At 38.7% G+C, this 14,777-nt stretch carries 8 protein-coding genes; all 8 read left to right on the top strand.

All coding sequences use genetic code 11. The features are described from left to right. Positions 1-7 precede the first annotated feature (7 nt). Positions 8-1,891 (top strand): carbohydrate binding domain-containing protein, encoded by a 1,884-nt coding sequence (locus B0E34_RS08970; protein WP_087708834.1) that lies wholly within the window; start codon positions 8-10, stop codon positions 1,889-1,891. An 18-nt stretch (positions 1,892-1,909) separates the two neighbouring features. Further along, entirely contained in the window at positions 1,910-2,737 is an 828-nt protein-coding gene (locus B0E34_RS08975) for a glycoside hydrolase family 16 protein (RefSeq protein ID WP_087708836.1), read from the top strand. A gap of 147 nt (positions 2,738-2,884) precedes the next feature. Further along, positions 2,885-6,307: a 1,3-beta-D-glucan phosphorylase, GH149 family gene (locus B0E34_RS08980; protein WP_087708838.1), complete on the top strand. Its 3,423-nt coding sequence runs from the start codon at positions 2,885-2,887 to the stop codon at positions 6,305-6,307. A 325-nt stretch (positions 6,308-6,632) separates the two neighbouring features. After that, a complete protein-coding gene (locus B0E34_RS08985; RefSeq protein WP_228423042.1) occupies positions 6,633-7,844 on the top strand; it encodes a glycosyl hydrolase family 17 protein in 1,212 nt (403 codons plus the stop codon). A 134-nt stretch (positions 7,845-7,978) separates the two neighbouring features. Continuing rightward, positions 7,979-9,463 (top strand): glycoside hydrolase family 30 protein, encoded by a 1,485-nt coding sequence (locus tag B0E34_RS08990; protein WP_087708842.1) that lies wholly within the window; start codon positions 7,979-7,981, stop codon positions 9,461-9,463. Between the two features lie 21 nt (positions 9,464-9,484). Further along, a complete protein-coding gene (locus tag B0E34_RS08995) occupies positions 9,485-11,848 on the top strand; it encodes an MFS transporter (RefSeq protein ID WP_087708844.1) in 2,364 nt (787 codons plus the stop codon). Between the two features lie 65 nt (positions 11,849-11,913). Then, on the top strand, positions 11,914-12,810 hold the full coding sequence (locus B0E34_RS09000; RefSeq protein ID WP_087708845.1) for a glycoside hydrolase family 17 protein: 897 nt from the start codon (positions 11,914-11,916) through the stop codon (positions 12,808-12,810). A 232-nt stretch (positions 12,811-13,042) separates the two neighbouring features. Next, on the top strand, positions 13,043-14,743 hold the full coding sequence (locus tag B0E34_RS21295; protein ID WP_165762967.1) for a family 16 glycosylhydrolase: 1,701 nt from the start codon (positions 13,043-13,045) through the stop codon (positions 14,741-14,743). Positions 14,744-14,777: the final 34 nt, after the last annotated feature.

A 14,777-nucleotide genomic window follows, 5' to 3' on the forward strand; every position in this document is an offset into this window, starting at 1 on the left:
TACAAAAATGAAAAATATATTCAGACATAAATTCACTAAAGTATTATTAAGTGCTTCACTTTTAATGGCTTTTGGCTGTCAGAGAGACATCAGCGAGCTTGAAACGGCAGAATATCCTAAAAATCCGGAAGTTTTTATGGATGCCTTCAGTTCAGGGTTAAATTATTCCGCCTTCGGAGGATCCGATGTAAAAGCATTTGATGTAGACACACAGGTAAAATATTCTGGAACCACTTCCATGAAATTTGCCGTTCCGGATTACGGAAGTCCCGAAGGAGCTTACGCAGGAGGATCTTTTTACACCTCTGTAGGAAGAGATCTTTCAGATTACAATGCATTAACATTCTGGATCAAAGCGACTCAGGCAGCGAATATAGATATCATCGGTTTTGGAAACGATCTTGGTGAAAATAAATATCAGGTTTCCCTTTCTGCGCTTCCGGTAAATACCAACTGGAAAAAAGTAATCATCCCGATTCCTGATCCTTCAAAATTAAAAATGGAAAAAGGAATGTTTTTCTATTCCGAAGGTCCCGAAAACAACAAAGGATATACATTCTGGGTTGATGAGGTGAAATTCGAAAAGCTCGGAACCATTTCCTATCAGTCAGCTTCCATCCTGAACGGAAACAACAAAACGATTACCTCTTTTGTAGGCGTAAATAATAAAATCGACGGACTTACCGCCGCTTACAGTATGCCAAACGGAGCAACACAGGCGGTGAACCTTACCCCGTATTATTTCAACTTTAAAACTTCCAATGCAGCGGTAGCTTCGGTAGACCAGCTTGGAAATGTAAGTACAGTAGGATCCGGTTCTTCTGTTATTACCGCAACCTTAGGAAGCAATACGGCAACAGGAAGTCTTACCATTAATTCCTCAGGAAATTTTGTTCATGCACCCGTACCGACACAAACTGCAAATAATGTTATCTCTATTTTCAGTGATAAATACACCAATGTTCCGGTGGATTATTACAACGGATACTGGGCTCCTTATCAAACGACACAATCAGCAGATTTTACGGTAAATAATGACCATGTGCTTAACTATACCAACTTTAATTTTGTGGGAATCCAGATGACTTCACCTACTGTAAACGCATCCTCCATGTCACATTTACATATGGATATGTACTTACCGAATGCTGTAGCTGCAGGATCATCTTTTACCATAAAAGTAGCAGACTTCGGAGCAGATGGAGTATATGGAGGAACTGATGATAAAACAGGGCAGTACACCGTAAATACTGCTTCATTACAAAGTCAGAGCTGGATCAGTCTGAATATTCCCATTACAGCAATTACAGGGTTAACAACGAAAGCGCATATCGGTCAGATAATTTTTGAAGGAGCCAATATTTCTAATTTTTATGCAGATAATATTTACTTCTACAACGACGGAAGCATAATTCCTGCAACGCCGACTGCGGCTGCACCTGTACCAACTCATGCTGCGGCAAGCGTTCTTTCGGTTTTCAGTGATGCTTATACAAACGTTGCGGGTACAGATTTTAATCCGAACTGGGGACAGTCTACACAGGTTTCCCAAACTCCGATAGCAGGAAACAATACCCTGAAATATGCAGGACTAAACTATCAGGGAACCCAGTTTGCAAGTCCGCTTAACGCTTCATCCTACGGATTCATTCATATAGATTATTATACTGCTAATTCTACAAGTTTAAAATTCTATTTAATCAGTCCCGGTCCTGTAGAAACGCCGTATACTTTATCTGTACCTTCGGGAATAGGGATCAATACCAATGGCTGGAAAAGTGTAGACATTCCGCTGTCTTCCTTCTCACCGGTTGTACTCAGCAACATCATTCAATTCAAAGTAGACGGAAACGGAGATATTTTCTTTGATAATATTTATTTCCATAACTAAAATTTTAAAAGAACAATTATGAAATATTTACCTAAAAATAAAATTTTAAAACTTCTGGCTGTTCCTGCATTTTTGTTTTCGATGAGTTCATGCGATCAGGAATCGGTACAAACGCTTCCCGACAGAAACTTTGAGATGGTCTGGAGTGACGAATTCAACGGTACCGCAGGAAGCCTTCCGGATAATAAAAAATGGACATTCGATTTAGGAACCGGAGATAACGGATGGGGAAATCAGGAATTGCAGTCGTATACCAATTCCACCAATAATGTTTCTTTAGACGGAAATGGAAATTTAGTAATCACCGCAAGAAAAAACGGAAACGCTTTCACTTCGGCAAGAGTAAAAACACAGGGACTTTTTTCTCATGCTTACGGAAAAATAGAAGCAAGAATCAAAACACCTTATGGTCCCGGAATCTGGCCTGCTTTCTGGATGCTGGGCGATAATATCAATACCGTTTCATGGCCTCAGTGTGGCGAAATAGATATTATGGAACTGAAAGGACATATCCCGAATGTCGTATACGGAACCCTTCATGGTCCCGGATATTCAGGAGGAAATGCAAAAACAAAAGCCTATGGATTACAAAATGCCAGATTCGATCAGGACTTCCATGTCTTTGGAGTAGAATGGCAGGAAAACCAGATAGACTTTTTTGTAGACGGATACCTTTATCATCGCGTAAAATCTTCGGATGTTTCAGGAGAGTGGGTGTATAATCATCCTTTTTTCCTGATTCTTAACGTGGCAGTCGGAGGAAACTTTGTAGGATTTCCAACGGACGGAACCTCTTTCCCTCAAAGTATGTACATCGATTATGTAAGAGTTTACAAAGCAAAATAAAATTTTAAACCACTCAAACCTTACAGGCTTTCAAAACCTGTAAGGTTTCCCAAAAACAAGACTCTCAAAACATTTCAACGAAGGAAATTTTTCCTTCGGAAGGGCTTTACAAACCAATTTTAAAAATAATTCATCAAAATTACATTAATGCAATCCACGATTTCCCATATCGAATCCTCTTTAGAAACTGTAAAAATCAACCACGAAGTTTTTTTTAAAATCTCCGATGCAGAATCGTTGCGTCCGTTTTTTATGACCATCGTAAGCGATTCCAATCATTGGATGTTCGTTTCCAGCAATGGCGGACTTTCCGCGGGGAGAAAAAACTCGGAATTTGCCCTTTTTCCGTACTACACCGATGATAAAATCACCGAATCGGCAGAAATTACCGGAAGCAAAACGATGGTTCAGATTCATAAAAAAGAGGAAATTATTGTCTGGGAACCTTTTTCCGTTCGCAATGAAGCGCAATTTCACACTTCGAGAAATGTCTATAAAAACGAATTTGGAAACAAGATTATTTTTGAAGAAATCAACCACGATTTAGCACTCGCTTTTTCTTATGAATGGAACAACAGCAGCGAATTTGGGTTCATCAAAAAATCAAAAATCAAAAATTTAGCGGCTGGAAATCAATATATAACCGTTTTAGACGGATTGCAAAATATTTTACCGTACGGAATCGGAAGCGATTTGCAAAACCGTGTCAGCAATTTGGGCGATGCATACAAACGCACCGAACTCGACGCAACATCCGGACTCGGAATTTTCGCATTAAGTGCCATTATTGTGGATAAAGCCGAACCAAGTGAAGCCTTGAAAGCAAACACCGTTTTTTCCACTGGGACAGAAAATCCAACGTATTTGCTGTCTTCATTTCAGTTGAAAAATTTCAGAAAAGGCGAAAAAATTACACAGGAAAACGATATTAAAGGCGAAAAAGGAGCCTATTTTATTCAGCAGGAATTAGAATTAAACACAAATGATGAGAAAGAATGGTGGTTTATCGCCAATGTTAATCAATCTCAATCCAATGTAATCGGTTGGATAGAACGCATTAAAAACGAAAAAAATCTTGCTGAAAAAATCCAGAACGATATTGATTTGGGCACTGAAAATCTCAAAAAACTAGTCGCGTCTGCCGATGGATTGCAGTTTACCAACGACGATCTGCGAGACAGCCGTCATTTTTCCAACACGTTGTTTAACATTATGCGTGGCGGAATTTTTGATGACAATTACACCATCGAAAAGTGGGATTTTTCCAAATATTTAGAAAAAGCGAATCAAAATATATTCAATCATTCTAAAGAAATTTTAAATAATCTTCCAGAAAAATTTAGTCTTTTTGAATTAAATGAATCGTTAAAAAATACAGAAGATGCTGATTTCATAAGATTGGCTAAAGAATATTTACCGCTCAAATTTTCCCGCCGTCACGGCGATCCTTCCCGTCCCTGGAACAAATTTTCCATCAATACCAGAAGTGAAACCGACGGTTCTAAAATCCTCGATTACGAAGGAAACTGGAGAGATATTTTCCAGAATTGGGAAGCTTTGGCGCATTCCTATCCGTATTTTATCGAAGGAATGATTTTCAAATTCCTCAATGCAACAACTTTTGACGGGTACAATCCGTATCGGGTAACCAAAGACGGTTTCGATTGGGAAACGATTGAAGCCGACGATCCGTGGAGCTACATTGGATATTGGGGCGATCATCAGATTATTTATCTGTTGAAGTTTTTAGAATTTACCGAAAATTATTTCCCAAATTCTTTAGAAACACTTTTAGACAAAGAATATTTCGTGTATGCTAATGTTCCGTATAAAATAAAATCCTACACCGAAATCTTGGAAAATCCTAAAGATACCATTGATTTTGATTTCGATTTGGATGAAAAAATCCACCAAAGAAGAGCCGAAATGGGAGCAGACGGTGCTTTGCTTACCGATGAAAACGGAGAAGTGTTGAAGGTAAATTTCACTGAAAAAATATTGGCAACCGTTTTGGCTAAATTATCCAATTTCATTTTGGAAGGCGGGATCTGGATGAACACGCAACGTCCGGAATGGAACGATGCCAACAACGCTTTGGTAGGAAACGGCGTTTCGATGGTCACGCTGTATTATCTGCGAAGAATGATGAAATTTTTCCAGGCTGTTTTTGAAAATTCGGCGTTGGAAAATGTACAAATCTCCAGTGAACTGGTCGATTTTTACAAAAAAATACGAGAAGGTTTTCAGGAAAATCTTCATTTGTTGGAAGGAAATATTAGCAACGAAGACCGCAAAAAAATCCTCGATCTATTTGGCGAAGCCGCTTCGGAATACCGAAATCACGTGTATCAGAAAGGATTTTGGGGTAAAAAACGAACCGTTTCTTTGGAAGGTTTACAACGATTTACAAACCTTTCGTTGCAGTTTTTGGAACATTCCATTAAAGCTAACGAAAGAAAAGACGGTTTGTATCACGCGTATAATTTGATGACTTCCAACGAAAAATCCGTTGCGGTTTCCTATCTCAGCGAAATGTTGGAAGGACAGGTTGCGGTGTTGAGTTCTCAATTTCTGACTTCCGAAGAAGGCTTAAAAGTTTTGGACGCATTGAAAAATTCAGCGTTGTTCCGAGAGGATCAATACAGCTATTTATTGTATCCTAACAAGCAACTAAAAGGCTTTTTAGAAAGAAACACCATTCCGGAAAATTTTGTTCAGCAATCAACATTGCTTCAACAATTAGTTTCCGAAAAAAATACGCAGATCATCGAAAAAGATGTGTTAGGAAATTATCATTTCAATGGAAATTTCAAAAATGCAGGAGATCTAGAATCAGCTTTAGATGATTTAAAGGTTGAAAATCAGGAAAAAGCCTTGATTTTAGGAATTTTTGAAGAAGTTTTCAATCATAAAGAATTTACCGGAAGAAGCGGCACATTCTACGGGTACGAAGGTTTAGGCTCTATTTATTGGCATATGGTTTCCAAATTATTGTTAGCCGTAATGGAAGTTTGCCAAAAAGCCATCAACGAAAATGCTTCGCCAGAAACAGTGGGAAGATTATTGGAACATTTCTACGAAATCAACGAAGGAATCGGCGTTCACAAATCTCCAGAATTGTATGGCGCATTTCCAACCGATGCCTATTCGCACACGCCATTTGGAAAAGGCGCACAGCAACCGGGAATGACGGGACAGGTAAAAGAAGACTTGCTGAGCCGTTTCGGAGAATTGGGAATCGTGGTAAAAGACGGACAATTGCAGTTTAAGCCCGATTTATTACGAAAAGAAGAGTTCTTAACGGAAGAAAAAACAATCGAATATTTTGATGTAAAATCCAATACTTCATCACTAAAATTGCCAGAAAATTCGTTGTTTTTCACCAAATGTGAAGTTCCGGTAATCTATGAAATTTCGGAAACCGAAAGCGTAGAAATTTTTAATGAACAATGCGAAGCAAAAATAGAGAACAGTTTAACCATTAATCAAGAAGACTCCGCAAACATCTTCAAAAGAAACGGAAAAATCTCTTTGATTAAAGTAAGAATTAGAAAAGAACAGTTGAAATAACGAAAAAAATAATTATTGTCTGATAAAAAAATGTAATTAACAGGTCGCTCCTACGGAGCTTTTTACCGAAGAATAAAAATTTCCTATTAACAGTAAGTCCCGATGGGACTTAATACAGCTCCTTTAGGATCGTACTGTTAATAGAAAATGGAAGCGTGAGTGCAAAGCTCCGTAGGAGCGACCTGTTAATCTATCTCATAAACATTTAAATGGTTGAGGTGAAAATTCTTTTTATCGGGCAACAATGAAAAAATTTCAATGATTAATGAAATTATTCCGTGTAATACCAATTCTTATTTTGACCTATTTAATGTCATGTAACAGTATGCAAAACACAATCAAACATAAAAGTGCATCCGAAATTTTAGGAAATCCTAACTATTTGGCAATGTCTTACGGCGGTTACCGAACCAATTCCAGAAGAGTGCAGCCTACCGTTTCGCAGTTGAAAGAAGATATGAAAATTCTTTCGGCGATGGGTGTGAAAATCATCAGAACGTATAATGTACACCTTCCGGAAGCAGTCAATGTGCTGAAAGCCATCAAAGAATTGCGTCAGGAAAATCCCGAATTTGAAATGTACGTGATGCTCGGAGCGTGGATCGACTGTAAAAATGCGTGGACAGGTTTTGAACCCAATCACCACGAAGAAAGCGAAAGAAACGCCTCTGAAATTGCACACGCCGTAGAATTGGCAAACGAATATCCGGAAATCATTAAAGTCATTGCAGTAGGAAACGAGGCAATGGTAAAATGGGCAACGGCGTATTACGTGCAACCTTCCGTGATTTTGAAATGGGTGAATCACCTTCAAAATCTCAAGAAAAAAGGCGAATTGCCAAAAGATTTGTGGATCACGAGTTCCGACAATTTTGCAAGTTGGGGAGGTGGTGATAAAGAATATCACACCAAAGACCTCAATGAGTTGATCAAAGCGGTGGATTATATTTCGATGCACACGTATCCGATGCACGACACGCATTATAACCCGATTTTTTGGGGAATTTCGGAAGATGAATTTCAGTTTTCAAAAGAAAAACAATTGGATTTGGCGATGAATCGCTCCGTAAATTATGCAAAGTCGCAGTACAATTCGGTGAAAAAATATATGCAAAGTTTGGGCGTAGAAAAACCGATTCACATTGGAGAAACCGGTTGGGCAACATTTTCTAATGAATTGTACGGAAGCAATGATTCTAAAGCAGTTGACGAATACAAAGCCGGAATTTTCTATCACAAAATGCGGGATTGGACAAACGATGCGGGAATTTCCTGTTTCTATTTTGAAGCGTTTGACGAACCTTGGAAAGATGCCGGAAATGCAGGTGGCTCTGAAAATCATTTTGGATTGTTTACGGTAGACGGAAATGCAAAATATGCGGTTTGGAATTTGGTGGATGAAGGCGCTTTTAAAAAACTAAAACGGGACGGAAACACCATTCAGAAAACCTTTAACGGAAATCTGAAACGATTGTTAGATTCTGTGGAAATGCCTCCACATCGGGAATTTAAGAAACAATTGTTGGAAACGAAATGATGATGTTCAGATGATTCAAAAAGGTAATGCTCTCGCAGATTTAGCTAATTGGGCAGATTTATTTAAACTTTTTTAATCTGCAAAATCTGTATAATCAGCGAGATAAAAAACATTTGGAAAACAAATCCAAAAATATGAAAACAAAAATCTTACATATCGTCTTAATAACCAGTTTGATGATGAGTTGTCAATCTCAAAAATCGTGGAAAACAGACATCTACGAAACCTCTGCAAGCGGAAATCAATTAACTAAAATTGATGCGGTAAAACCTGTTGAAAATTCCATTAAAATTAAACTCAATCCTGCACAGAGATTCCAAAAAATTACAGGATTTGGTGGCGCTTTTACCGAAAGTTCGGCGTATTTACTCAACAAATTAAGCCCAAAAAATCGGGAAAAAGTGTTGCAATTGTATTTTGGGGAAGATGGAGCGAATTATTCTTTAACCCGCACCACGATTGCTTCCTGCGATTTTTCTTTGAAAAATTACACCTACGCTCCAGTTGCAGACGATAAAGAACTGAAACATTTTTCGGTGAAGGAAGATATGGATGATTTGGTTCCGATGATTAAAGAAGCGCAGAAAATTTCAAAAAACGGGTTTAAAATACTGGCTTCACCGTGGACTTCACCACCTTGGATGAAAGATAACAATGCGTGGATCAACGGAAAATTATTGCCGCAATACAACGAAACGTTTGCACTCTATTTTTCAAAATATTTGACAGAATATAAAAAATTAGGCATTCCGATTTGGGGAATTACCGTAGTGAACGAACCCCACGGAAACGGCGGAAACTGGGAAAGTATGTTGTTTACCCCAAAAGAAATGACCGATTTCGTGGAAAATTTCTTAGGTCCGAAATTAGAAAAAGACGGCTACGGAAACGTGAAAATTTTCGGCTACGACCAAAACCGTTCTGAACTTAAAAACTGGGTAGACGAAATGTACCGCTCCGAAAAATCTTCCAAATATTTTGCAGGAACAGCCATTCATTGGTACGACAGCACCTATAAAATTTTTGAAGACGAGCTGCAATACGCACATCAGAAAAATCCGTCAAAGCACTTAATTCAAACTGAAGCCTGTATAGACGGCGATATTCCGAAATGGAAAGATGATTCGTGGTATTGGAGCGCAGAAGCGACAGATTGGGGATTTGACTGGGCGAAAGAAGAAGAAAAATATCTGCATCCAAAATACGTTCCGGTTTTCCGTTACGCAGGAGACATCATCGGTTGCTTGAACAATCAGGTTGATGGTTGGATCGATTGGAATATGGTTTTGGATAAAAACGGCGGTCCGAACTGGTTTAAAAACTGGTGTGGCGCACCGATTTTGGTAGATCCCGAAAAAGACGAAGTGTATGTAACGCCTTTATACTACACGATGGCGCATTTCAGCAAATTTATTCGTCCCGAAGCCGTAAGAATTGGTTTTGAAAATCCTGATTCTGATTTAAAAATTACAGCTGCTAAAAATCCCGACGGTTCGGTTGCGGTGGTGATCTTCAATCCATCGGAACAGGCAAAAAATATCGAAATATCCTTAGAAAATCAAAAAATTCCGGTTCGCATCAGTGCAAAAGCATTGCAAACGGTTCATTTAACTTTTTAATTAAAAAAACACACAAGAAAAATGGCAGATCAAATCAAAAAATCAGCGAATAAAGTTCCAATCGGTCAGAAGGTCGCTTTTGGGTTGGGAATGTTGGCGAACCAGATGTTTCCTGCAATGATCGGGATTTTCACCGTTGTATTGGTAGAGAAACTCGGCTTTAGCGGATTTTTGTTAGGCTTAACCTACTTTATTCCTAAGTTTTATGACGCTTTGTTTGATTTGATTATGGGATATGTAAGCGATAATACCAAATCCAAATGGGGAAGAAGAAGACAGTATGTTTTAGCAGGAGCCATTATTTTAGGGATTTCGTTTGCTTTGATGTGGCAGTTGTATGCTGAAAATGGTGTTACGTACAATTTTTGGTACTTTTTGGTGGTTTCACTTATTTTTTATTCAGGATTAACCATCTTCAGTATTCCTTACGTGGCGATGGGTTACGAAATGAGCGACGATTTCCATGAGCGTACCAATATTATGGCGACTTCTCAGTTGATTGGTCAGTTAGCTTGGGTGGTTGCACCTTGGTTTTGGGTAATCATGGCAGATCAGTCCTTATTTCCATCCAGTGATGTTGCGGTGAGAACTTTGGCGGTTTATGTTGCTATTGGTTGTGCCATTTTAGCGGCAATTCCGGCATTTTTTATTCCAAGTAAATCGACACTTCACGAAAATTACAGTCCGATTGATTTGAAAGGAATCCTCGGAAGTTTCGGCGAAATAAAAGAAGGATTGAAAGCTTCGGTAGAAATTAAACCGTTCAGAAAAATATGTATTGCTACTTTTTTAATATTTAATGCATTTCAGACTACAGCCGGATTTTCCTACTTCATCATCAAATATTATTTGTTCAAAGGAAATGAAGAGGGATTTGGATTATGGCCCACTTTATTCGGAAGTGTAGGTGCAATTATTACAACCGTTGCAGTCATTCCTATCGTGGCAAGAATGTCGAAAGTAATGGGCAAGAAGAAAGCATTTTTGGTTTCTCAGGGCATTTCAATCGTGGGTTATATTTTACTGTATTTACTTTTCGTTCCGGGCAAACCGTATCTGTTTCTGTTTGCGTTGCCGTTTTTCTCCTTCGGAATCGGGAGTTTGTTTACCTTAATGATGTCCATGACTTCTGATGTAATCGATATTGATGAACTCAACACAGGAAAAAGAAGAGAAGGAAGTTTAGGCGCTATTTATTGGTGGATGGTAAAATTCGGAACCGCTGTTGCGGGATTATTAAGTGGGATGATTCTTTCTTTGGTCGCTTTTCAATCCAATGCCGCTACACAAACCGATGAAACGATGTTTTGGTTACGAATTTTCTTTGTCGGCATTCCGATTTTAGGAACTTTAGCCGCCATTTGGGCAATGAAAGATTATGATGTAGATGAAGCCAAAGCCAGAGAAGTAAGAGATTTATTAGAAAAAAGAAAAGCCCCCAAACCTTCCGGATACGGCGCGAACAATGTTTTAGAAGGAATGAATTTGGCAGGACTTTCAAGAGCGCAATTGCAACAAAAATTCCCACAATATTATTTCCCAACATTTGATTATACCAATGTTGAAGGCATAAAAACCGAATTTTCAACGGTTTTCAAAGCAGGAATGACCGGAATTTGTTTCAGCGTTTTTACCGAAAAACAATTTCCGGGAGACTTTATCACCGAAGAGCAAATCAGAAAACGCCTCGAAATATTAAAACCTCATACGCAATGGATCAGGGTATTTTCTTCTACCCACGGACACGAGAATATTCCAAAAATCGCCAAAAAAATGGGCTTCAAAGTGTTAATGGGAGCGTGGATTGGCAAGGATGAGGTAGAAAATCAGCAGGAAATTCAGGTTTTAATTCAGTTAATTAAAGAAGGAAATGTAGATATTGCCGCTGTTGGAAACGAAGTCCTTTTCCGTGGCGACCAAAACGAAGAAACTTTACTAGGATATATTCAACAAGTTAAAAATCAAACGCTGAATACTCCTGTAACTTATATTGATGTGTATTACGAAATCATCAATCACCCGAAATTGGTTTCTGCAAGTGATAAAATTTTAATTAATTGTTATCCTTTCTGGGAAGGCGCATCCATAGACCATGCCGGAATGTATTTGCAGGAAATGTATCATCAAACCAAAAAAATCGCAGGCGGAAAAGAAATCATCATCGCAGAAACCGGTTGGCCAAGTAAAGGCGAAGAAGTACAAAACGCAAAACCATCCACCGAAAACTTGATGAGATACTTCATCGAAGCGCAAAAATGGGCATCAAAAGAACAAATCAACTTGTTTTATTTCTCTTCTTTCGATGAATCGTGGAAAATCCATTACGAAGGTTGGGCAGGAACTTCGTGGGGATTGTGGGATACCAATGAAAATTTCAAATTTTGAAAACAGACAAGAAATATCAGACTAAATCATCATTTATCATTCATCATCACAATAATCTTTAGAATATGTCGTACAGAGCAGAGCAGTATTTATCCTTACCCAAGCAAAATCAGGATAATTACATCAAAGGAAAAACCGAAACCGAAAAAAGAGATTTGTTCAGAGAAATTCTGTACAACGGCATTCACGGCTTTTGTTTTAGTTTGTATGAGGACGGACAAAAACCCGGCGACATCATTTCCGAGGAGCAGGTTCGCCGAAGAATGGAAATCCTGAAACCGCACACTTTGTGGGTTCGCTCGTTTTCCTGCACCGAAGGCAACGAACACATCCCGAAAATTGCCAAAGAATTCGGAATGAAAACCTTGGTCGGAGCTTGGTTGGGCGACGATCCCGAAATCAACGAAAGAGAAGTGGAAGGATTGATAAAACTTGCCAAAGAAGGTTTTGTAGACATTGCAGCAGTCGGAAATGAGGTAATGTACCGAAAAGATTTATCCGAAGACGAGTTGCTGGATTTTATCAACCGAGTAAAAAAAGAAATCCCCGAAATTCCGGTAGGTTACGTAGATGCCTATTACGAATTCACCATAAAACCAAGAATTACCGAGGCTTGCGACGTTATTTTGGCAAACTGTTATCCGTTTTGGGAAAGCTGTCCTGCTGAAAACTCGCTCAATTATATGAAGCAGATGTATTATCAGGCAAAACAGGCAGCCAACGGAAAACCTGTTATCATTTCCGAAACCGGTTGGCCAAGCAAAGGCGAAGAACTAAAAGGCGCTTTTCCATCAGAAAAAAATGCGCTGGATTATTTCATCAACACCCAATTGTGGTGTATGGACGAGGAAATCGACTGTTTCTACTTTTCCTCTTTCGATGAAAGTTGGAAAGTTGGTCCCGAAGGCGAAGTCGGCGCACATTGGGGGATTTGGGACAAACACGAGAAGTTGAAGTATTGAGGAGAAGGAAGAAGGAAGAAGGAAGTTTTTTGTGCTGTTTCATCTGTCAGAAGTTTATCCTGAGCTTATCAATGAGATCCCACTTTTTTCTTTTCCGTTGCCTGAGCGAAGTCGAAGGCAACGGAAAAGAAAAAAGTTCCACTCAAGTCGGGCTGCGAGAAATTTGAGATTAAAAAATATAGACTTATTTCATCTATAATTTAAAATCTAAAATCTAAAATTTAAAAAAGTTATGATCAAAAAATTACACCATATCGTTCTATTCTTTTTAAGCACACTTTATTTGGCGCAGGTCGATGTCGTGTACAATGATTTGGTCTGGTCCGACGAATTTTCCACCAACGGCGCTGTTGACAATACCAAATGGTTTCATCAAACTCAATTGCCTACAACAGGTGGTTGGTACAATAATGAGCAACAACATTACACCAATCTCATCACCAATTCTTTCGCGAACAATGGTGAACTGAATATTGTTGCTAAAAAAGAAACCTTTACCGATCAGGGGTATACCAAAAATTATACTTCGGCAAGATTAAATTCAAAATTTGCTTTTAAATATGGCAGAGTTGATGTACGGGCAAAAGTTCCTAAAAACCAAGGAAATTGGCCTGCAATCTGGCTTTTAGGAAGAAATATCAACGAACCGGGTGGCTATTTCGCTTCTACTTATGGAAATACCAATTGGCCGGCTTGTGGAGAAATTGATATGATGGAATACGGAATTTTCCCTTCTGCTCCAGTAAATTTTATTAAGAGTACGTTGCATACGCCGTCATCGTCAGGAAATTCTGTCAACCACGGCGGAATGTTGGCTTCATCAGACATTACCGATAATTACCACATTTATTCGATGAACTGGTCGCCGAATCAAATTACATTTTTGCTAGACGGAGTGGCGTATTACACTTACAATCCTGCCGTTAAAAATGCATCGACTTGGCCTTTTGATAAAGAACAGTATTTGTTACTCAATATTGCAATGGGCGGTGTTGCAGGAAACATTCCTTCCACATTTACCAATGCCTCGATGATTATTGATTATGTGAGAGTCTATCAGAATACCACTCCGGATACGGTTGCACCCACCAATTTTACCGCAACAGTAGGAGCAGTAACCAGCGATTCCGTAGAATTATTACTGAATGCGACGGATAATTTTGGAGCGATTACTTATCAGATTTCGGGTGGTGCGACGCAAACGGTTTACGGAACTTCTGGAGTTCAAAAATCTGTAATTATTTCAGGGTTAAGTCCATCTACCAATTATAACTTTAATATTTCCGCAAGCGATGGAGCAGGAAATACCGCAGCCAATAATCCCATCATACTGAATGCAACCACACTTTCCAATATCAACACGGCTTGCAACGGCGCATCTACACTGGCTTCACAAGGTGCTTTTTCTACGGGATACAAATACGACTTTCAAACCACTGGAGCCGATGTGAAAATTACGTTTGAACTTTTAGATACCGATAAAACAGGTGTTGTAGCTTATTTATGGAAACAAACCCCTTTTACAGAAACACCAATGACCAATGTTTCCGGAAAGAAATTTTCGGGTACCATTACAGGACAAACCGCGGGTTCTACAATTAATTATGCAGTGAAATTTGCCTACGCAGGAGGAATGTCGGTGACTAAATATTATTCTTACGTAGTTGGCGATGCGTGTATGTCTCTAGGAGTTGCAGATTCCTTTAAAGCCAAAGAACTGTTTTATCCCAATCCTGTTGAAAATGTTCTGAGTCTGAAATTACCTGAGAACAAAAATACGGTTACACTTTATGATTTTTCAGGGAAGAAACTTTTTGGAAAAAATGTGGGGACGACTTTGGATTTAGATTTTAGTTCTTTTTTATCGGGTACTTATTTAATCAAAATTGAAAATCAGAAAGGAACCAATACATATAAAATCATAAAAAAATAAAACAAAAAACGATTCGTGATTTTTAATAACATTA

Source organism: Chryseobacterium mucoviscidosis (assembly GCF_002177115.1).
GTDB lineage: Bacteria > Bacteroidota > Bacteroidia > Flavobacteriales > Weeksellaceae > Chryseobacterium > Chryseobacterium mucoviscidosis.